22 protein-coding genes are annotated in these 19,725 nt (G+C 63.6%); 12 read left to right on the forward strand and 10 right to left on the reverse strand.

From position 1 onward, the window contains the following. Positions 1–9: 9 nt before the first annotated feature. Positions 10–2,163 (forward strand): glycogen debranching protein GlgX, encoded by a 2,154-nt coding sequence (gene glgX / locus MSIL_RS19265; protein WP_012592743.1) that lies wholly within the window; start codon positions 10–12, stop codon positions 2,161–2,163. A 14-nt stretch (positions 2,164–2,177) separates the two neighbouring features. Here glgX and MSIL_RS19270 read toward each other — a convergent pair whose 3' ends face one another. Then, complete coding sequence (locus MSIL_RS19270; RefSeq protein WP_012592744.1) at positions 2,178–3,062, reverse strand: LysR family transcriptional regulator; 885 nt, start codon at positions 3,060–3,062, stop codon at positions 2,178–2,180. A 94-nt stretch (positions 3,063–3,156) separates the two neighbouring features. Here MSIL_RS19270 and MSIL_RS19275 point away from each other — a divergent pair, with 94 nt between their 5' ends. Together MSIL_RS19275 and MSIL_RS19280 are read left to right on the forward strand one after the other, a co-directional pair. Further along, the gene (locus MSIL_RS19275) at positions 3,157–3,564 is read left to right on the forward strand and encodes a CidA/LrgA family protein (protein ID WP_012592745.1); all 408 of its coding nucleotides are present in this window, start codon (positions 3,157–3,159) and stop codon (positions 3,562–3,564) included. Continuing rightward, a complete protein-coding gene (locus MSIL_RS19280; RefSeq protein WP_012592746.1) occupies positions 3,551–4,273 on the forward strand; it encodes an LrgB family protein in 723 nt (240 codons plus the stop codon). Before MSIL_RS19275 ends, MSIL_RS19280 begins: the two co-directional genes overlap by 14 nt. Before the next feature lie 10 nt (positions 4,274–4,283). On the opposite strand, the gene MSIL_RS19285 is transcribed toward MSIL_RS19280, so the two are convergent. From MSIL_RS19285 to petA, 5 genes are all read right to left on the reverse strand, one after another. Beyond that, the gene (locus MSIL_RS19285) at positions 4,284–4,640 is read right to left on the reverse strand and encodes a DUF952 domain-containing protein (protein WP_041369554.1); all 357 of its coding nucleotides are present in this window, start codon (positions 4,638–4,640) and stop codon (positions 4,284–4,286) included. 33 nt (positions 4,641–4,673) lie between these two features. After that, on the reverse strand, positions 4,674–6,431 hold the full coding sequence (locus tag MSIL_RS19290; protein ID WP_012592748.1) for a lysine--tRNA ligase: 1,758 nt from the start codon (positions 6,429–6,431) through the stop codon (positions 4,674–4,676). 181 nt (positions 6,432–6,612) lie between these two features. After that, positions 6,613–7,506, reverse strand: coding sequence for a cytochrome c1 (locus MSIL_RS19295; RefSeq protein WP_012592749.1), 894 nt, complete (start codon positions 7,504–7,506; stop codon positions 6,613–6,615). Positions 7,507–7,543: 37 nt separating this feature from the next. Further along, a complete protein-coding gene (locus MSIL_RS19300; protein ID WP_012592750.1) occupies positions 7,544–8,797 on the reverse strand; it encodes a cytochrome b in 1,254 nt (417 codons plus the stop codon). Positions 8,798–8,911: 114 nt separating this feature from the next. Further along, positions 8,912–9,433 carry a ubiquinol-cytochrome c reductase iron-sulfur subunit gene (gene petA, locus MSIL_RS19305; RefSeq protein ID WP_012592751.1) on the reverse strand — a complete coding sequence of 174 codons (522 nt, stop codon included), beginning with the start codon at positions 9,431–9,433 and terminating at the stop codon, positions 8,912–8,914. A 194-nt stretch (positions 9,434–9,627) separates the two neighbouring features. On the opposite strand from petA, the gene MSIL_RS19310 reads away from it, so the two are divergent. The 4 genes from MSIL_RS19310 to MSIL_RS19325 all read left to right on the forward strand — a co-directional run bounded on the left by MSIL_RS19310 (position 9,628) and on the right by MSIL_RS19325 (position 12,497). Beyond that, the gene (locus tag MSIL_RS19310) at positions 9,628–10,137 is read left to right on the forward strand and encodes a tRNA (cytidine(34)-2'-O)-methyltransferase (RefSeq protein WP_012592752.1); all 510 of its coding nucleotides are present in this window, start codon (positions 9,628–9,630) and stop codon (positions 10,135–10,137) included. Positions 10,138–10,182: 45 nt separating this feature from the next. Beyond that, the gene (locus MSIL_RS19315) at positions 10,183–10,845 is read left to right on the forward strand and encodes a hypothetical protein (protein WP_012592753.1); all 663 of its coding nucleotides are present in this window, start codon (positions 10,183–10,185) and stop codon (positions 10,843–10,845) included. A 297-nt stretch (positions 10,846–11,142) separates the two neighbouring features. Further along, a complete protein-coding gene (gene hemF / locus MSIL_RS19320) occupies positions 11,143–12,039 on the forward strand; it encodes an oxygen-dependent coproporphyrinogen oxidase (RefSeq protein WP_012592754.1) in 897 nt (298 codons plus the stop codon). Between the two features lie 191 nt (positions 12,040–12,230). Beyond that, complete coding sequence (locus tag MSIL_RS19325) at positions 12,231–12,497, forward strand: DUF2158 domain-containing protein (protein ID WP_012592755.1); 267 nt, start codon at positions 12,231–12,233, stop codon at positions 12,495–12,497. Positions 12,498–12,503: 6 nt separating this feature from the next. Here the strand turns inward: MSIL_RS19325 and MSIL_RS19330 are convergent, their stop codons facing one another. Then, a complete protein-coding gene (locus tag MSIL_RS19330) occupies positions 12,504–13,205 on the reverse strand; it encodes a 4'-phosphopantetheinyl transferase family protein (protein WP_012592756.1) in 702 nt (233 codons plus the stop codon). A 109-nt stretch (positions 13,206–13,314) separates the two neighbouring features. On the opposite strand from MSIL_RS19330, the gene MSIL_RS19335 reads away from it, so the two are divergent. Then, entirely contained in the window at positions 13,315–14,418 is a 1,104-nt protein-coding gene (locus MSIL_RS19335) for a quinone-dependent dihydroorotate dehydrogenase (RefSeq protein WP_041369566.1), read from the forward strand. Positions 14,419–14,430: 12 nt separating this feature from the next. Here MSIL_RS19335 and MSIL_RS22125 read toward each other — a convergent pair whose 3' ends face one another. After that, positions 14,431–14,787 (reverse strand): DUF6460 domain-containing protein, encoded by a 357-nt coding sequence (locus MSIL_RS22125; protein ID WP_012592758.1) that lies wholly within the window; start codon positions 14,785–14,787, stop codon positions 14,431–14,433. 224 nt (positions 14,788–15,011) lie between these two features. On the opposite strand from MSIL_RS22125, the gene MSIL_RS19345 reads away from it, so the two are divergent. From MSIL_RS19345 to MSIL_RS19360, 4 genes are read left to right on the forward strand one after another with little or no spacing between them, the layout of a single operon-like run. Then, positions 15,012–15,632 (forward strand): 2,3-bisphosphoglycerate-dependent phosphoglycerate mutase, encoded by a 621-nt coding sequence (locus MSIL_RS19345; protein WP_012592759.1) that lies wholly within the window; start codon positions 15,012–15,014, stop codon positions 15,630–15,632. A gap of 8 nt (positions 15,633–15,640) precedes the next feature. Then, positions 15,641–16,291 (forward strand): alpha-ketoglutarate-dependent dioxygenase AlkB, encoded by a 651-nt coding sequence (locus MSIL_RS19350; protein WP_012592760.1) that lies wholly within the window; start codon positions 15,641–15,643, stop codon positions 16,289–16,291. 43 nt (positions 16,292–16,334) lie between these two features. Next, on the forward strand, positions 16,335–17,174 hold the full coding sequence (locus MSIL_RS19355; protein WP_012592761.1) for a carbon-nitrogen hydrolase family protein: 840 nt from the start codon (positions 16,335–16,337) through the stop codon (positions 17,172–17,174). A 4-nt stretch (positions 17,175–17,178) separates the two neighbouring features. Continuing rightward, positions 17,179–18,765, forward strand: a complete 1,587-nt coding sequence (locus MSIL_RS19360; protein ID WP_012592762.1) for a peptide ABC transporter substrate-binding protein — start codon at positions 17,179–17,181, stop codon at positions 18,763–18,765. 3 nt (positions 18,766–18,768) lie between these two features. Here the strand turns inward: MSIL_RS19360 and MSIL_RS19365 are convergent, their stop codons facing one another. Both MSIL_RS19365 and MSIL_RS19370 read right to left on the reverse strand, forming a co-directional pair. Next, positions 18,769–19,356, reverse strand: a complete 588-nt coding sequence (locus MSIL_RS19365) for a cob(I)yrinic acid a,c-diamide adenosyltransferase (protein ID WP_012592763.1) — start codon at positions 19,354–19,356, stop codon at positions 18,769–18,771. A 127-nt stretch (positions 19,357–19,483) separates the two neighbouring features. Next, positions 19,484–19,672, reverse strand: a complete 189-nt coding sequence (locus MSIL_RS19370; RefSeq protein WP_012592764.1) for a twin transmembrane helix small protein — start codon at positions 19,670–19,672, stop codon at positions 19,484–19,486. Between the last annotated feature and the right edge of the window lie 53 nt (positions 19,673–19,725).

A 19,725-nucleotide genomic window follows, 5' to 3' on the forward strand; every position in this document is an offset into this window, starting at 1 on the left:
GGAGACGGCATGATGGCGGAGACGATAAAATCCCGGATACGCGAAGGCCTGCCCTATCCGATCGGCGCGACATGGGATGGCGAGGGCGTTAATTTCGCGCTCTTTTCGGCAAATGCGACGAAGGTCGAGGTCTGCCTGTTCGATTCCGAGGGCAAGACCGAACTCGAGCGCGTGGCGCTCCCTGAATATACTGACCAGATCTATCATGGCTGGCTGCCCGACGTCGGGCCGGGACAGGTCTATGGCTATCGCGTTCATGGTCCCTATGAGCCCAACGCCGGCCATCGCTTCAATCCCACAAAACTGCTGCTCGACCCCTATGGCCGAGCCCATATGGGCGACCTCAAATGGGATCCGGCGGTGTTCGGCTATACGATTGGCCACGCAGACGGCGACCTCTCCTTCGATGAGCGCGACAGCGCCCCCTTCATGCCGAAATCGATCGTCGTCGATCCGAATTTCGACTGGCGCGGGCAGCCGAGGCGCAGCCCCGTCGCGTGGGATCGGACCATCTTTTACGAAGCGCATGTGCGCGGCTATACCAAGCTCCATCCGAAGATCCCCGAGGCGCTGCGCGGGACCTATGCCGGCCTCGGCGAGAAGCAGGTCATCGACTACATCAAGTCGATTGGCGTGACCTCGATCGAGCTGTTGCCGATCCACAGCTTCATCAATGACGACTATCTGCTCGACAAAAATCTCACCAATTATTGGGGCTATAATACAATCGGCTTCTTCTCGCCGGACCCGCGCTATGCGGCCGATCGCGCCAATTGCCTGCGCGAGTTCAAGGAGATGGTTTCGCGATTCCATGACGCGAGGCTCGAGGTCATTCTCGACGTCGTTTACAATCACACGGCCGAAGGCAATGAGCGGGGTCCGACGCTGTCTTTTAAAGGCATCGACAACGCTTCCTATTACCGGCTGCCGCCCGACCAGAAGCGGCATTACGTCAATGACACCGGCACTGGAAACACGGTCAATCTGTCGCATCCGCGCGTGATTCAAATGGTGACGGACAGCCTGCGCTATTGGGTTAATGAGACCCATGTCGACGGCTTCCGCTTCGATCTCGGCACCATTCTCGCGCGCGAGCCGAACGGATTCGACAATCAGTCGGGCTTCCTCAAGGCGTGCAGCCAGGATCCCGTGCTCGGCACGGTGAAGCTGATCGCCGAGCCGTGGGACTGCGGCCCCGGCGGCTATCAGGTCGGCGCCTTTCCGCCCGGCTGGTCGGAATGGAATGACAAATTCCGCGGCGCGGCGCGCGATTTCTGGAGAGGCGCCTGCCGCGCTGGCGATCTCGCGCCGCGGCTTCTGGCTTCGCCCGAGGAATTCGATCATCAGGGCCGCAAGCCCTGGGCGTCGGTCAATTTCATCACCGCACATGACGGCTTCACGCTGAACGACGTTGTCTCCTACAACGAGAAGCACAATGAGGCGAATGGCGAAGACAACAAGGACGGCGCAGACGACAACCGCTCCTTCAACCATGGGGCCGAGGGGCCGACCGACGATCCGGAAATCAACAGGCTGCGCGAGCGCCAGATCTGCAACATGCTGGCGACGCTGCTGCTCAGCCAGGGGTGTCCGATGGTGGTCGCCGGCGACGAGTTCGGCCGCACGCAACAGGGCAACAATAACGCCTATTGCCAGGACAATGAAGTGTCCTGGGTCGACTGGAATTTTGGCGAGCGCGGCCTCAGGCTGATCCGCTTTTTCACGCGCATCACGGCGCTGCGGCAGCGTTTCCCGATCTTGCGCCGGGGCCGCTTTTTGACCGTCGCCTACAATGAAGAACTGGATATCAAGGAGCTGACCTGGATCAACGCCGGCGGCGGCGAGATGGAGCAGGGCGATTGGGAGCTCGCGCAATGTTTCGGTCTTATGCTCGACGGCCGCGCGCAGCCGACCGGCATCCACAAGCGCGGCGAAGACGCGACCATTTTGATGATCTTCAACGCCTGGGACGACGTCGTCGAATTCAGCTTGCCGAGCCAGAGCGGCGCGGATCAGCACTGGACCTTGATGATCGACACCAACCTTTCCGTCGAGGAGGATGAAAAGGAAACCCAGACGTTCCGCTTCGGCCAGAAATATGCGGTGACCGCGCGCTCCTTCCTGTTGTTCGCGCTGGTTCCGGACGACGGCGGCGCCGAATAAGGCTGGCTGCCCGCCTACGCGCCGGTCTTTTGTTCGCGCGCGAGGGCGAGCCACGCGCGGGCGGCGGCGGAAAGATAGCCGCCGCGCCGCCACGCCAGAACCATCCGCCATTCCGTGCCCGGCTCGTCAAGCAGCACGCGGCGGACGCCGGGGTTCGCGCGCTGCTCCGCCATTAGCCGGGGCAAAAAGGCGACGCCAAGCCCCGCCGCTGCAAGTTCGATCACAAAATCGATCTGCGAACTGCGCGCGGCGACCGTCGGCGCGAAGCCGTGACGTCCGCAGGCGTCGAGAATGACCTGATTGAGTGCGAAGCCGCTCTCGAACAGGATGAAGGGCGAGGTCTTGAGGCGCGCCAGCCCGACCTTTTCCTCGCCGGCGCAGGGATGATCTGGCGCCATCAGCGCCATCAGCGGCTCGTCGCGCACCTTCTGCCAGTCGAAATCATGCCCGGCCGGAAGCAGCACGGCGGCGAGGTCGAGTTCCCCGGCGGCGACAAGCTCCTCGAGCCGCTTGCTGCCATGCTCGTTGAGGCGGATGTCGACGCCGGGATAGCGGCTGCGATAGATCGCAAACAGCGGCGCGAAGAGCAGGCTCGTGCCGATAGGCGGCAGGCCGAGCCGCAGCACGCCGCGCTTCAGCCCGCGCAATTCGTCGAGTTCGGCGATGAGATCGTCGCGCTGGGCGAGCATCGCCAGCGCGCGGCGATAGACGATGTCGCCGGCGGCGGTAAGTTCGCTGCGATGGCCAAGCCGCTCCAGCAAAGGGACGCCAAGCTCGTCCTCAATCAGCTTGACCGATTTGCTGATGGTCGGCTGCGTCGCGTTCAGCGTTTTCGCGGCGGCCGAGAAGCCGCCCTGGCGGACGACCTCGACGAAAGCGCGCAGCGTCCTCAGCTCCATATAGAATTCGATATCAGAATAGACTCTATGAAATCAATTCATTTTTGTCATGCTGCTCCGCAGCGTATGCTCCCTCCGGATTGGAGATACGGATATGCATAGGCGCGGGCCTCTTTTTCGCATTCGATATGCGTTCCACCATAGCCGGCTGCTGCAGCTCGGCGTCCTCACAGGCTTCTGGTTTCTCGGCCAGGCCGCCGCGCAGGCTTTGCGGCTGCCTGTCCCCGGCGGCGTCGTCGGCATGGCGGCTGTGCTGGCCTTGCTGCTGAGCGGGCGCATGAGCGTCTTCAGCTTTCGCCGGGGCGCGGAAGTGCTGCTCGCCGAGATGCTGCTGTTCTTCGTCCCGGCGGTGATGGCGCTGCTCGACCATTCCGAATTTGTAGGCGTGCTCGGGCTGAAACTGCTGGCCGTCATCCTCACGGGAACGCTCTGCGTCATGGCCTCGACCGCTCTGACGGTCGATCTTTGCGCGCGCTGGACGTCGCGCCATGTCGCTCGATAATCCTTTCTTCGGGTCGCCGATCGTCCTCGCGCTGTTCTGGCCGGCGGCGACGATAGGCTTCTATCTTTGCGCGCGAAAAATCTATGCGCGCTGGCCGCGCTGGTATCTGTCGCCGCTGGCGGTGACGCCGGCGCTGCTGCTCGCTCTCGCCGTTCTGCTCGGCGCCCGTTACGTCGACTACATGCGCGGCGCGCATTGGATCATGCTGGCGCTGGGTCCGGCGACGGTCGCCTTCGCGATCCCGATTTACGAAAAGCGGGAGACGATCCGCCGCAACTGGCGTGTTCTGCTTCTTGGCGTCCTCATTGGCAGCGGCACGGCGATGGCCTCGGCCTGGGCGATGGCGAGCGCCCTCGGCCTTTCCGGCGATTTGCGGCTCAGCCTGCTGCCGCGCTCGATGAGCACGCCCTTCGCCATGGAGGTGTCGGGCGACATCGGGGGAGCGCCCGATCTGACGGCGATTTTCGTCATGGTCACCGGCATTTTCGGCGCGGCGCTCGGGGAGCTGATGCTGACGTTGCTGCCCCTCCGCTCAAGCCTCGCCCGCGGCGCGCTGCTCGGCATGGGCGCGCATGGCGCCGGCGCCGCCAAGGCGCGCGAGATCGGGCAGGAGGAAGGCTCGATCGCCGGTCTCGTCATGGTGCTTGCGGGGTTGCTCAACGTGCTCGCCGCGCCGATTCTCGCCTATGGGCTGAAGGGCGGATTTTAGCTTCGGCGGGTCAGCTGGCCGGCGCGTCGATCAGGCCCGAGAAATCATGGCCGCCATCGGCGCCGCGCGGAATCCGCTTGACGGACGCAACCGAATCCAGCGGCAGCGGCGCATAAAGATGTGGAAACAAAGCGCCGCCGCGCGAGGCCTCGAAGCGCAGATCGGCGCCGAGCTTTGTGGCGTTGACCGCGATCAGCACGAGGTCGGGGAGACCGGCGAAATGCAGCCGCGCCGTCTCCTCGACCTGGGCGGCGGTGGAAAAATGGATGAATCCATCCTTGAGATCGACGGCCGAGCCATCGAAGCGGCCGCGGTCCTGCGCCTGCCGCCACAGCGCCGCCGGGGCGATCTTGTAGATCAGCTCCATTTTTGGCTTTTCGCCTTGCCGCGTCGGCACCGGCTAGGTCCTCCGCTCGGTCAGAAAATCCTCGTGACGCTTGATGAGATCGCCGCTGAGCGCCGCAGCGATCAGCTTGCGGGTCTCGTCAAGGCCGTAAAGCGCGGCGAAGGAGCCAAAGCGCGGGCCGCGGCCTTCGCCGAGCAGCACCGCGTAGAGCATATTGAAGAAATCGGTCGAGACGCCGGGGCGATCCGGCGTCGCGCCCTTGGCCTTCATGTCCTGATAACGCGGGATTGTGCGGCCGATATCGTAAAGCGCCGATTGAATGGCCTCGGCGCTGGCGTCCGCCGGCAGCGCCGTCAGCATGTCGGCGAGGCGGCCCAGCGCCTCGCGCTCGACGTCGTCCGGCGCGCGATAGGCTTTTGCCGGGCGCACGAAATCGCGGAAATAACGCACCGCATAGGCGATGAGGGCGCCGAGCCGCGGATGGTTTTCGGGCGAGACGTCCGGCGCATAGCGGCGCAGAAAGCCCCAAAGCACCTGCGGGTCCTCGCTGTTTGCGACGGCCGCGAGATTGAGCAGCATAGCGAAGGTGACCGCGGTTTGGTGCTCGCCGGAGCCGAGAATTTCAGGCTCGGGCGGCGCGCCCGAATGGATGTGCCAGACCGGATTGCCGAGCTGCTCCTTGATCGGCTGGCGCGGATAGGCTTCGAGGAAGCTAAGATAATCGTCGACGGCGCGCGGGATGACGTCGAAATAAAGCCGCTTCGCCGCCGTCGGCTTCTGGAACATGAACAGCGAGAGGCTTTCGGGGCTGGCATAGGCGAGCCATTCGTCGATGGTCAGGCCATTGCCTTTCGACTTCGAGATTTTCTGGCCCTTGTCGTCCAAAAAAAGCTCGTAGTTGAAGCCGTCGGGCGGCTGGCCGCCAAGGGCGCGGCAGATCCGGCTCGAGAGCTTGACCGATTCGATCAGATCCTTTCCGGCCATCTCATAATCGATCCCGAGCGCGAACCAGCGCATCGCCCAATCGGCTTTCCATTGGCATTTGACGCGCCCGCCGGTGACGAGCGTTTCGATTTTTTCGCCGGTGTCGGGGTCGACATAGACGATCGTTCCGCGCGCGGCGTCGCGCTCGACCATCGGAACCTGCAGCACTTTGCCGGAGCGCGGGCTGATCGGCAGGAAGGGGGAGTAGGTCGCCCGCCGATCCGGGCCGAGCGTCGGCAGGATGATCTCCATCACCTCGTCATAGACGGCGAGCATGCGCAGCAGCGTTTCGTCGAACCGGCCCGAGGCGTAATAATCGGTCGAGCTGGCGAATTCATAATCGAAGCCGAAACGGTCGAGGAAGGCGCGCAGCCGCGCATTATTGGCGGCGCCGAAGGAAGGATATTCGTTGGAGAAGGGGTCGGGCACGCGGGTCAGCGGCTCGCCGAGATGCGATTCAAGCATCGCCTTGTTCGGCACATTGTCCGGCACCTTGCGCAGCGCGTCCATGTCGTCGGAGAAGGCGAGGAGGCGCGTCTTGAAGCGGTCTTCCGTCATGACGCGAAACGCGTGGCGCACCATGGTGGTGCGAGCGACTTCGCCGAAGGTGCCGATATGCGGCAAGCCGGAGGGACCGTAGCCGGTCTCGAAGATGACTTCGGTCTTGCCGGTCGCCTTGAGGCGGTCGATCAGCTTGCGCGCTTCCTCGAACGGCCAGGCGCTGGCCTTCAGCGCGGCCTCGATGGTTTCGGACGAGATCGGCTCCGCGCGCTCTGCCAGCGCAAGACTGGCCGGCGAAGGGGCAGGGAAATCGGCGCCGGTCGGCATTTGGCGGTTCCTTGAGGCGGGGAAGAGGTTTGATGCTGTGCTGACAGATTGACGGCCGCACGGCAAGCACCCGCTTGGCGCGGGAAAGACGCCCTGCATCCTCGCCGCGGCGAAGCCAAAAGAAAAGGCGCGATCGGCCAAAGCCAATCGCGCCCCGAAGATGCAGCGTAGTGCTAATAGCTCAGTGAGGGACTTTCGCCCAGAGACGCTTCTTGATCGTGTAGAGCAGGCCGGCGAAGACGAGCAGATAGATGATGACCGCAAAGCCGAGGCTCTTGCGCGCCTCAAGCTTGGGCTCGGCGGCCCACATCAGAAAGGCGGTGACGTCTTTGGCGTATTGCGGCGTGGTCTTCGGCGCGCCGTCCGTATAATCGACCAGCCCGTCGCTGAGCGGCGGCGGCATGGCGATATGCTGGCCCGGGAAGATGGCGTTGAAATTCGGGTCGTCCGGCTTCGTATAGCCGTTGAGCAGGGCGTAGATATAGTCGGGGCCGCCCTCCTGATATTGGGTGAAGGCGTCGATGACGAAGCCCGGGAAGCCGCTGTGCAGGTCGCGCGCCTTGGCCAGCACCGACATGTCAGGCGGAATGGCGCCAAGCGCGGCGCGGGCGGCCTGGGGATTGGGGAACGGCGAGGGGAAATAATCCGAGGGGCGTCCGGGCCGCTCGAACATCTCGCCGGCCTCGTTGGGACCGTCCTTGACCTTGAAAGTGGCCGCGAGCGCCTTGATCTGCGACTCGGAGAAGGCCGGGCCGCTGTTCTCCTCGAGGTCGCGGAAGGCGACAAGCCGCATGGAATGGCAGGCCGAGCAGACTTCCTTATAGACCTGATAGCCGCGCTGAAGCTGGGCGCGATCGAATTTGCCGAACGGACCAGCGAAGCTCCAGGATTGCCGATGCGGATGTGGATGCTCCACGACCACGGCCGATTCGGCCCCTGCGCCGGCTTTATCCCCGGCGGCCGCGCCGGCCTTGTCGTCGGCGCGAACCGAGGTTGCTGAAACCGCGAAGGTTAAGGCGAGGGCGCCGAAAAAGGCCGCCCCCGCGCCTGCGGCGAATTTGCTGGCAAGCGTCATGAATGAATTCCTTTTGGACACGGCCGTCTCTTTAGGCTCAGTGGCTCGCCAGCGCAGGCTCCGCCTTCACGGAGTCGCCAAGCACCGCGTCGGAAATGGAGGCCGGCAGCGGCCGCGTCGGCTCAAATCGGCTGAGCAGCGGCAGGATCACCAGGAAGTGGATGAAATAATAGGCCGTCAACAGGCGTCCGGCGATCACCGCGCCGCCCTCCGGCGGTTGCGAGCCGATATAGCCGAGCAGCACGGCGTCGACGACGAAGATCCAGAAGAAGATCCGAAACAATGGACGGTAGACCGCCGATTTGATCTTCGAAGTGTCGAGCCAGGGCAAAACGGCGACAATCAGCACGGCGCCGAACATGGCGAGGAAGCCGCCAAATTTCGAGGGGATCGAGCGGAGGATCGCGTAGAAGGGCAGATAGTACCATTCCGGAACGATATGGGGCGGCGTCACCAGCGGGTTGGCCTCGATGTAATTGTCGGCGTGGCCGAGATAGTTCGGAATGTAGAACACGAACCAGGCGTAGAAGATCAGGAAAACGGTCAGCGCAAACCCGTCCTTCACCGTGAAATAGGGGTGGAAGGGAAGGGTGTCTTTCGCGCTCTCCGGCTCGATGCCGGTCGGATTGTTCGATCCCGGCACATGCAGCGCCCAGATATGCAGGCCGACGACGCCGACGATCATGAAGGGCAGCAGATAATGCAGGGCGAAGAAGCGGTTCAGCGTCGCATTATCGACCGAATAGCCGCCCCACAGCCAAGTGGTGATGGCGTCGCCAACGACCGGGATCGCCGAGAACAGGCTGGTGATGACGGTCGCGCCCCAAAAGCTCATCTGTCCCCAAGGCAGCACATAACCCATGAAGGCCGTCGCCATCGACAGGAGATAGATGATGAATCCGAGCAGCCATAAAACTTCGCGCGGCGCCTTGTAGGAGCCGTAATACATGCCGCGAAGAATGTGGACATAGAGGCCGATGAAGAACATCGACGCGCCATTGGCGTGCCAGTAGCGCATCAGCCAGCCGAAGTTCACGTCGCGCATGATGCGCTCGACCGAATCGAAGGCGAGCGTGGATTCGGGCGTGTAATGCATCGCCAGCACGACGCCGGTGATGATCTGCGAAATGAGCAGAAAGGCGAGAATGCCGCCGAAGGTCCACCAGTAATTCAGATTGCGCGGATTGGGGAAGACCACGAAGGAGGAATGCGCCAGCCCCAGCACCGGCAAGCGGCTTTCAAACCATTTCGCGACTGCATTCTTCGGGACGTAAGTCGATTCTCCGCTCATGCGCTCGTCTCTGTCAGAATGCGCCGCCCGACAATGGCGCCGCGTTGAAAAAATAAGGGATGTTCAGGATCGCGGGGAGGAGCCGATGCGCTGCGCGCCCGCAAATGCTGAAGCCTAGCCGATGGAAATCTTGGCGTCGCTGACGAATTTATAGGGCGGGACCACAAGATTGGCCGGCGCCGGCCCCTGCCGGATGCGGCCCGAGGGATCATAGACCGAGCCGTGGCAGGGGCAGAAGAAGCCATGATAGGGCCCTTCATTGCCGAGCGGCACGCAGCCGAGATGGGTGCAGATTCCGATGACGATGAGCCATTCCGGCTTTTGCACCCGCGACTGATCGGTCGCCGGATCTTTCAGTTCATTCAGGGGAACCGCGCGCACGGCGGCGATTTCCTCCGGCGTGCGGTGAGACACGAAAATCGGCTTGCCGCGCCATTTCACGGTGAGGATCTGGCCCACGGCGATGCCGCTGATATCGACTTCAACGGAGCCGGCCGCGAGCGTCGAGGCGTCGGGGCTCATCTGGCTGATCAGCGGCCAGACCGCAGCGCCGGCTCCCACGATTCCGACGGCGGCTGTCGCGATGTAAAGGAAATCTCGGCGGGTCGGCTCTTCCAGCGTGGTTGTGGCTGCCATAATGTCCTCAAACTGGCGCTGCGCCCCCGCAATTTGGAACGCCTCGAATTTCCCTACGCACTAATCAAGGGCGTAGAAAGAATCAACATCATAGGTCAAGGTGTGACGCTTAGCCGCCAAGTTTTTTTTATAGTAATGAAAATCCCCTGCCAGGCCTGTGCCGGTCTGCGCCCTTTGGCGGAGATCGGCGAGGGATGAGCGTGTTCGAGCCGGTCGATCTGACCGTCGCTTTGTACCAGCCCGACATTCCGCAGAACGCCGGGACGATCCTGCGCATGTGCGCCTGTCTCGGATTGCGGGCGGCGATCATCGAGCCCGCCGGCTTTCCGGTCAGCGACAGGCATTTTCGCCGCGCCGGCATGGATTACCTCGATCATGTTGCGATTGAGCGTCATGTTTCGTTCGCCGCCTTCGACGCAGCCCGCCGCGCGGAAGGCGCGCGCCTCGTGCTGCTCTCGACCAAAGCCGCGCTCCCCTATGCCGATTTTGCCTTCCGCGCCGGAGACATTCTGCTGCTTGGGCGCGAATCGGCCGGGGCGCCGGACGAAGTGCATCGCAGCGCCGACGCGCGGATCATCATTCCGCTGGCGGATGGCATGCGTTCGCTCAATGTCGCGGTCGCGGCCGCAATCGTCGCGGGCGAGGCGATGCGGCAGATCCGACTCGTGCAACAACGCACGCGGGATAAGGTTAACAAAGCGTAACTTCAGCCTCGACGCCGAAGGGAGATTGGCGATCAGGAGGCGACAATGGCTGAAGTCGGATTCAAGGACAGGCTGAATGACGCGCTTTCCGCCGCGCGGTCGGTCATCGGCGTTCTCGCGGGCTGCGCCGCGCTCGCATTGTTTGTCTCCGAATTCGGCGCGATCCAGAACGCCACGGATAAGTTTCTCGCTCACGCCGGCGCCGTGACCAAGCTTTCGGTCGCCGGCTTCGAAGTGGAGCTCGATCAGAAGACGGTGTCGACGGCGCTCGCCTCCGTTATGGATCAGCTCGATTCGCGTCGTCTGTCCGGGCCCGCCACGGAGATGATCGCCAAGCTCGGGCCTGCGGAATTCGCAAGACTGATGGACATTGGCCGGTTGGGACCTGTCTGCGAATATGACAAGGCGTCGGCGCAGATGCGCGCCGACGTCGCGATCGATTATTTGCTGAAGGAAAAGGAGCTGGCCCGACTCGTCGCAAACCCGGATCGGCTCACCCGCGTCACGGCTCAGTCCCAGCAAAAGGCGGAAGCCGGCGCCGAGGATCCGCATGGCGCCGCCACCTTCTGCTATAGTCTTGAGCTCACCGGCCTCGGCCACGACGTCAGGACCGCGCTGGTGCAGACCTTTAAGTTCGCGTTTAACGCGTCCGGCGGAGCGACGCAGCCAAGGCCCGCCACGAAACCGGACGCCGTCGCGGGGCTTTAGAACGCGCCGCGATCGCAATTGATCGATCGAATTCTGCTGAACCTTCTTGCATCCGGAGCGATTTTATCGACCGATGGACTTCCATTCGGTCGATAAGCGCGTTTAAAAGCGCAGTCCTCGGCCCCTTCGCCAAACGTCCGTTCCACTGCGGCGCCGCTGGAAACGGTGCGCGGATTGATCCGCCGCATTCTGGTCCGGCTGGAATTATCTATTATGACGCCCGTTGCGGTGTTGTGCGCCCGGCGGGGCTGGCAAGGGGCGGCCAAGGGACCGAATATCGCCGCAAGGAGAGCTATGATGATTGAGTCAACGATCAGCGAGCGGCGCAGGACCGAAGCGCGGGCTTGGTTCGAATCGTTGCAGCAGAAAATCATCAAAGCCTTCGAAAGCCTCGAAGATGACGCTGCCGGACCCTTCGCGCGGCCGGATATGGCGCCGGGACGCTTTGTGCAGACGCCCTGGCAAAAGGAGACGGGCGGCGGCGGCCTCATGGCCGTCCTCAAAGGCCGCGTCTTCGAGAAGATGGCTGTGCACACCTCGACGGTGTTCGGCTCTTTCGCGCCGGAATTTGCCGCGCAGATCCCGGGCGCCGACGCCGATTCGCGCTATTGGGCTTCGGGCGTGTCGCTCATCGCCCATCCTTGGAATCCCAACGTGCCTTGCGTCCATATGAACACCCGCTTCGTCGAGACGAGCAAGGCGTGGTTCGGCGGCGGCGCGGATCTGACTCCTGTGCTCGACCGGCGCCGGACGCAGACTGATCTGGATACGGTCGATTTTCACGCCGCCATGGCCGGCGCCTGCGCGGGCTTTGAGCCGGTCGCGGACTATCCGCGGTTCAAGACCTGGTGCGACGACTATTTCTTTTTGAAGCACCGCAATGAGATGCGTGGGGTCGGCGGGATTTTTTACGATTATCTGGAATGTCCGCCGGACGATGCGGAGAGTTTCAACAAGAGCTTCGCCTTCACAAAGGCGGTCGGTCTCGCCTTTGCGGATATCTATCCGAAACTGGCGCGGCGCAATTTCGATCTGTCCTTCACCGAGGCCGATCGTCACGAGCAGCTGGTCCGCCGCGGCCGCTACGTCGAATTCAATCTGCTTTACGACCGCGGCACGGTGTTCGGCCTCAAGACCGGCGGCAATGTCGAGGCGATCCTATCCTCGCTGCCGCCGATGGCCGAATGGCCCTGAGCGCGCTCCGGCGTTGAACAAAGGCCTCCGCGCTTGACGCCGCGGGCTTTGACGAGTTTGGTCCGCGCGACCATCCGGGGCGAGAGCCCCGCGCGAGGGCCGGCGGATGCGGTGGGTAGGCTCCGCCGCATCCGCCTTCTTCTTTGATGGCCGAACCCTCGCGCCGACGATGGCCGCGCATGGAGGCTGAAGTGACTGACATTGAAAAGGAAGACGCCGGCATCGCGCCGGGCGATATCGTGCAGCTGAAATCCTATGGACCGCCGATGACGGTGGTCTCGCTCGACAACGACGGCGTTAACGCCATCTGGTATGATGAGGTCGATGGCGACGTGAAAACGCGTTTCCTGCCTCTGATTGCGCTGGAGAAAATCTTCATCGTCGACGAGGACGATGAAGACGACGAGGACGAGGACGAACGGGACCGCAAGCCTCGCGGCAAAAAGAAACATCGCTGACAGGGACTAGGCCAGCGCGACGGTCGCCGCATAAGAATCCGGCGCCGCGACGGGCTCGATCTGCACGCCGGCGAGCGCCGGCGCCAAACGTCCGGCAAGCGGCCAGATCGCGAGCGCGCCGGGCGAAAGCCTCACCTCGAAATCCTTGAGGGAGGCGGCGACGCCGATGCCGAACGCTTTGAGGACGGCCTCCTTGGCCGTCCAGATCCGGTAAAAGGCCTCAAGCTGGGCCGCGCCCGCCTTCGAGGCGATAAGACGATGCTCGCTTGCGCAAAAAAACATCCGGGCCAGCTCGACCTCGTCGAGGTTTTCGCGCATCAGCTCGATATCGACGCCGATCATCCGTTCGGCTGAAAGGCCGATCAGCGCCAGATCGCCCGAATGCGAGACGTTGAAATGAAGGTCCGGCCGCTCGGCGAGGAACGGCTTGCCGAAGGGGCCGAGCGAGAAAGCAAGTTTTTCGGGCGCGATTCCTGCGGCCTCGCCGACAATGAGACGCAGCGCCGCGCGGGAGAGCACGGCGCGCGCCCGGTCCTCCAGACGATAAAACCTGTCAGCGCGCTGGATTTCGTCAGAACTCAACAGCGGTTCGGCCGCAGCGAGACGCGCCGGGTCGGGCGCGGCCTCCACCAACCAGAGTTTTGCGGCGGGATCTGAAACCGCCGCCCGGCGGGCGGCTCCCGACTGTATCCATTGCGCGATGGTCATAAGCGGCTGTCGCGAATCCTTTACGCTTTGGCAAGCCCCGCATAAGCATGACGCCGAAAGCGCTTCCCCTCAGCAAGGAGTTTCGGCCATGGCGCCCGCGCTCAACCGACTGGTCGCCTGGATCGGCGCGGCGGCGACGCCGCTCCTGCGGCAATTGGATGCCGAGACCGCGCATCGGCTGACGATCCGGGCGCTGGCGCTCTATCCCGCAACAGGCGCAGCGCCGGACGATCCGCGCCTCGCCGTCACGGCGTTCGGCCTCCATTTTCCCAATCCGGTCGGCCTTGCCGCTGGCTTTGATAAAAACGCCGAGGCGGTCGATGCGATCCTCGCGCTTGGCTTCGGCTTTGCCGAAGTCGGCACGATCACCCCGCTGCCGCAGCCGGGGAATGCGCGGCCGCGCCTGTTCCGGCTGACGGCGGATGAAGCGGTGATCAACCGCTTCGGCTTCAACAGCGAAGGCGCCGCGGCCGTACGGGCGCGCCTGGCCAAGCGTGGCGTCCGCCGGGCGGGGGTGCTCGGCGTCAACGTCGGCGCCAACAAGGATTCAGCGGACCGCACGGCGGATTATGTGCGGGCGATTGCGCAGCTGGCGGCGCCCGCGGATTATCTCACCGTCAATATTTCGTCGCCGAATACGCCGGGCCTGCGCGATCTCCAGCACGCCGCCGCGCTCGACGATCTGCTGGCGCGGATTCTTGACGCGCGCGATGAATTGATCTCGGCCTGCGGCCGCAAGCCGGTGCTTCTCAAAATCGCGCCCGACCTGACGCTCGACGAACTCGACGCGATCATAGTTTGCGCCAGACGCCGCGCCATCGACGGGCTGATCGTGTCCAACACGACGCTGTCGCGTCCCTCCGGCCTGCGCGAGGCCGCTCTGGCGCGAGAGCAGGGCGGCCTGTCCGGTCGGCCGCTGTTCGATCTGTCGACGCGGATGCTGGCGGCGGCCTTCTTGCGCGCCGAGGGGGCGTTTCCGTTGGTTGGCGCAGGAGGCGTCGACAGCGCCGAGCGCGCCTTCGCCAAGATCGAAGCGGGCGCGAGCCTCGTGCAGCTCTATTCGGCGCTGGTTTTCAAGGGGCCGGGGCTTGCCGACGCCATCAAGCGCGGCCTCGTCGCAACGCTGGAGCGCCGCGGCCTGCCCGCTATTTCGGAGGCAATCGGGCGGAGGGCGAAGGATTTTGCCGCGGGAACGGCGGGGCCCGTTCCCTGAGGCAAAGCTCGCTTATTTTCCGCGCATGTTGAGAAGCCGCAGCACGAGCCAGATCGGCACCACCACGGCGGCGCCGACCAGCACATAATTGATCACTTCGCGGATGGCGTCGAAACCAAGCCGTGAAATCCGGTCGAACAGGTCCGTCAGTCCGCGCAAAACATCAGCCGGCCTGATGTCCAGCCACATGAACAGAGCGCCGACGATCAGCGATACGAAGAACAGCCGCATCGCGACATTCGCCGGCGAGCCGCCGAGGAATCGCGTCAGCGGCGTCTGCGCATCGAGCGGGGCAGGGCCGCGCGTATCGGTCCAGCCGGGCGGCGCAGGCGGCGGAGAGGGCGGAGAGTCGCTGCTGCGGTCGGTCATCTTGATCCTGTCCTATGGCCTGCGCGATTCTGCACTTTTTCGCCCATTCCGCAAAATTGGCGCGCGGCGCGCGGCGCGGCCCCCGGTCGTCAATATATAGGCGCAAAAACTCTTTCGTTTTCCGGGGCGCCAAATTCGCTTAAAAAAATTTGGCGCAGGCTAAGCTCAGCTTGGCGCCGAAGCTGCGGCGGCTTCGCCCAGGGTCCACTATTCAAGGAAGAGACATGGATCGCCTTCTCGTGCTCGTGCGTCATGGCCAAAGCGAATGGAATTTGCAGAATCTGTTCACGGGCTGGAAGGATCCCGATCTGACGGACCTCGGCGTCTCCGAGGCGAAAGCCGCCGGGCGCGCCCTGAAGACGGCGGGCGTCGGCTTCGATATCGGCTTCACGTCGGACCTGTTGCGGGCGCAGCGGACGATGAAGCTGCTGCTTGCCGAATTCGGCCAGCCCGATCTTCAGGTCACGAAAAACGTTTCGCTGAACGAGCGCGACTATGGCGATCTTTCCGGCCTCAACAAGGCCGAGGCCGCCCAGCAATGGGGCGACGAGCAGGTGCATCTCTGGCGGCGATCCTATGACGTGCCTCCGCCCGGCGGCGAAAGCCTGAAGGACACGGTCGCGCGCGTCCTGCCCTATTATTGTCAGGAGATCCTTCCCGCGGTGCTCAATGGCAAGCGGACCCTTGTGACGGCGCATGGCAATTCGCTGCGCGCCTTGATCATGGTGCTCGACAAATTGACGCCGAAAACGATTCCCGGGATGGAGCTCGCGACGGGCGTGCCGATCGTCTACCGGCTGAAGGCGGATTCGACGGTGGAGAGTAAGCAGGTGCTTGAGCCCTAAGGGAGCGGATGACGAAAGATCTTTTCGCAGCGCTTGAGCCGTCCGTCGAACTGGCGCCCGGACTCGTTCTGGCGCGCGGCTTTTTCGACGGTTCGGCGCAGCGGCTCCTCGCCGATGAGATCGCCGCGCTCGCCTCCGTCTCGCCCTGGTATCGGCCGCGCATGCCGCGCAGCGGAAAGCCGTTTTCGGTCGAGATGACCAATTGCGGGACGCTCGGATGGGTCTCGGACATTGGCGGCTATCGCTATCAACCGCTCCATCCGGTGACGGGAGAGCCCTGGCGCCCGATCCCCGCGCTCGCGCTGCGCGCATGGGGCGTCTTTTCCGCCTATCCGCTGCCGCCGCAGGCCTGCCTCGTCAATTTCTATGGCGCCGAGGCGCGCATGGGGCTCCATCAGGACGCGGATGAGGGCGATTTTTCCGCGCCTGTCGTCTCGATCTCGCTCGGCGACGAGGCTTTGTTCCGCTACGGCGGCCAGAACCGCAGCGATCCGACGCGAAGCGTGCGGTTGCGCTCAGGCGACGTCATCGTGCTGGGCGGCCCGTCGCGGCGCGCCTTTCACGGCGTCGACCGCATCTTTCCGGGGACGTCAGAGTTGCTGCAAGGCGGCGGCCGGATCAATTTGACCTTGCGGCGCGTGACCGGACGGGGGCAGTAAGGGATAGAGTTCGCGCTCAGCGCCTCCCCCCAAAGGACCCGCGATGAAAGTCTCACTCATCCAGATGAATTCGGTCGCCGACAAGGGCGCCAATATCGCCGAGGCCGAGCGGCTGATCGAACGCGCGGTCGCCGAAGAACGGCCGGATTGGATCAGCCTGCCGGAATGCTTCGATTTCCTCGGCGGCTCGCGCGCGGACAAATTCGCCGCCGCCGAGTTTTTGCCGGGCGGGCCGGCCTATAGCGCCATGCAGGCGCTGGCGCGCAAGCACGCGGTTTTCATCCATGCCGGCTCGATCCTCGAAAAGCCCAAGGCCGGGGAGAGCGAGCCCGAGCGCATCCACAACACCACGGTGGCGTTCGACCGCTCGGGGGCCGAGATCGCGCGCTATCGCAAGATCCATATGTTCGACGTCACGACGCCGGACGGCGCGCGCTATCATGAAAGCAATTCCTTCGCCCCGGGCCGGGCCGTCGTGACCTATCCTTGCGAGGACGTCATCGTCGGCTGCGCGATCTGCTACGATCTGCGCTTTCCGGCGCTGTTTCAGGAGCTTGCCGCGCGCGGCGCGCAGCTGATCGCTCTGCCGGCCGCCTTTACGCAGCAGACTGGCAAGGATCATTGGGAGGTGCTCTGTCGCGCGCGGGCGATCGAGACGCAGACCTTTTTCTGCGCCCCGGCGCAGACCGGCGTTCATACGGTTGGCAATGAAAAGCGCCTGACCTATGGCCATTCGCTGGTCGTCGACCCCTGGGGCCATGTCATCGCCAAGGCCTCCGACGGGGTTGGGATCGTCTCGAGCCGCCTCGATTCGGCACTGGTCGCCAAAGTGCGGGCGCAGATCCCGGTGGCGAGCCACAGGGTCGAATTCGCGGCGGCGTAAGGCGATGACCCTTCCGTCGCGGCTTCTTTGCGCGCTGGCGCTCTGTCTCGGCCTTGTCCAGCCCGCCTGCGCCGAGATGGTCTGGCGGCGCGGCGCGCTCGGCGATCCCGGCTCGCTCGATCCGCACAAGGCGACGACGCTCATCGAAAGCAATGTGCTCGGCGAGCTCTTCGAGGGGCTGCTTTCGCGCAACGCCGCGGGCGCGCTTATTCCCGGCGTCGCCGAAAGCTGGAGCGTCGCGCCGGATGGGCGCGTCTATAAATTCAAGCTACGCGAGGACGCCAAATGGTCGAACGGCGATCCGGTCACGGCGGAGGATTTCGTTTTCGCCTTCCGTCGCCTGATGGACCCGCGCACCGGCGCGCCCTACGCCAATATTCTCTACGCGCTGAAGAATGGCGAACAGGTCAATTCCGGGGCCTTGCCGCCAGATGCGCTGGGCGCCCGGGCGTTGGGCGAGCGCGAGCTTGAGCTGACCCTCGAACAACCCGTGCCCTATTTTCTGGAGCAGTTGGCGCATTTCACCGCAAAGCCGCTGCATCGCAAATCCATCGAGGCGTTCGGCTCCGATTTCGCCCATCCCGAGCATGTCGTCGCCAACGGTCCGTTCCGGCTCAAAAAATTCATTCCCAATGATGCGATCGTGCTGGAGAAAAACCCGCGCTTTTGGGACGCCGGCAAGATTGCGCTCGACCGCGAGATCTTCATTCCGCTCGAGGATCGCTCGGCGGCGCTGCGTCGCTTCATGGCCGGCGAGATCGATTCCTATGATGAAGTCCCGGTTGAGGAGATCGGCTTCGTGCGCAAAACGCTGTCGGGGGCGCTGCATCTTTCGCCGAGCCTTGGCGGCTATTATTACGCGCTCGATACGCGCCGCCCGCCCTTCGACGACGCGCGGGTGCGTCAGGCGCTCGCGATGGCGATCGATCGGGAGTTTTTGGCCGAAAAGATCTGGGGCGGCTCGATGGCGCCCGGATACAGCTTCGTTCCGCCCGGCGTCGCAAGTTATGGCGCGCCCGCCGAGGTCGCATGGAAAGATTTGAGCTTTCCCGAACGGCAGGAGCAGGCGCGGCGTCTGCTCAAGGAGGCCGGGTTCGGCGAGGGCGGCAAGACGCTCGAGGTCGAGATCCGCTTCAACAATTCAGGCAGCCACCGAACGACTGCGGTCGCCATCGCCGATATGTGGATGAGGCTCGGGGTGAAGGCGAGCCTGATCGGCACGGACGCCTCCACCCACTATGCTCTATTGCGCGAGAAGCCGCCGTTCGACGCCGCGCGGATGAGCTGGTACGCCGATTATCCTGATGCGCAGAATTTTCTGTTTCTCGCCGAAAGCGCCAATAAGGGCTTGAATACGCCGAGCTTTTCCAACCCCGAATTCGATGCGCTGATGCGGCGGGCGGCCGAGGAGCAAAATTCCGATGCGCGCAAGACGCGGCTTCACGAAGCCGAAGCGCTGCTCCTCAGAGAGCAGCCCTTTATCGTCTTGATGAATTATCGGTCGAGCCACCTCGTCTCGCCGAAGCTCAAAGGTTTTGAGCCGAATGCGCTCGACATTCATCCGGGGCGGTACGTCTCGATCGCGCGATGAATTCTACCGGTTCTGGCCCGGCACCCATAGAATATCGCCGTCGCCTTTGCGATTGACGTAGCGCGCCGCGACGAACAGGAAATCGGACAGCCGGTTCACATATTTCAGCGCCGGCTCGCCGACGTGTTCGTTCGGAACGGCGGCGAGCGCGACGAGCAGCCGTTCGGCGCGGCGGGTGATTGTGCGGGCAAGATGCAGCGACGCGGCCGCGCTCGATCCGCCGGGCAGCACGAAAGACATCAGCGGCGGAAGCTCGGCGTTGAGATCGTCAATCTTGCGTTCAAGTCGGTCGACCTGCGCCTGAACGATCCGCAGCGGCTCATATTGCGGAATCGGCTCGGTCTCCGGCACGCAGAGATCGGCGCCAAGGTCGAACATGTCATTTTGCACGCAAAGCAGCATGGCGTCGACGCGCGCGCAAGCGGGGTCCTTCGACGTCGCAACCCGCGCGAGGCCGATCGCGCAATTGGCTTCGTCGATCGTGCCATAGACCTCGACCCGCAGATCGTTCTTCGGGCGGCGCTCGCCCGTCCCGAGCGAGGTCTGGCCGGCGTCTCCAGTGCGGGTGTAGATACGGTTCAGGACAACCATGCGGCTCTTTCGTCATAGTCTGGCCGACGTCGCCGGCGGCGGCTTGCAACACGCATTTTGGGCGTGATGACGATCTGAAATGTCTGCGGCTCTTCGGCGACGCGCCGTGGATAGCTTACCCCTGACGTCAGCCGCGCAACCATAATATGCCAATGATGACGAGGATTGCGAAAAACTGCAATCCAACCCGCCACCGCATCAGCTTTTGCGACAAATTCGGGCTTCCGCCCCGCATCATATTGACGAAGCCCGCCACCAGCACGGCGGCCACCGCGCCAACCGCGAGAGCGGCGATGAGATTCGTTGCGGCATGCATGTCGGGCGGCTCCGAATTTAAGAGGGCAAGCGAACCGGACAAGACCGGGCTGA

Source organism: Methylocella silvestris BL2 (genome assembly GCF_000021745.1).
In the GTDB taxonomy this organism is placed as follows: Bacteria; Pseudomonadota; Alphaproteobacteria; order Rhizobiales; family Beijerinckiaceae; genus Methylocapsa; species Methylocapsa silvestris.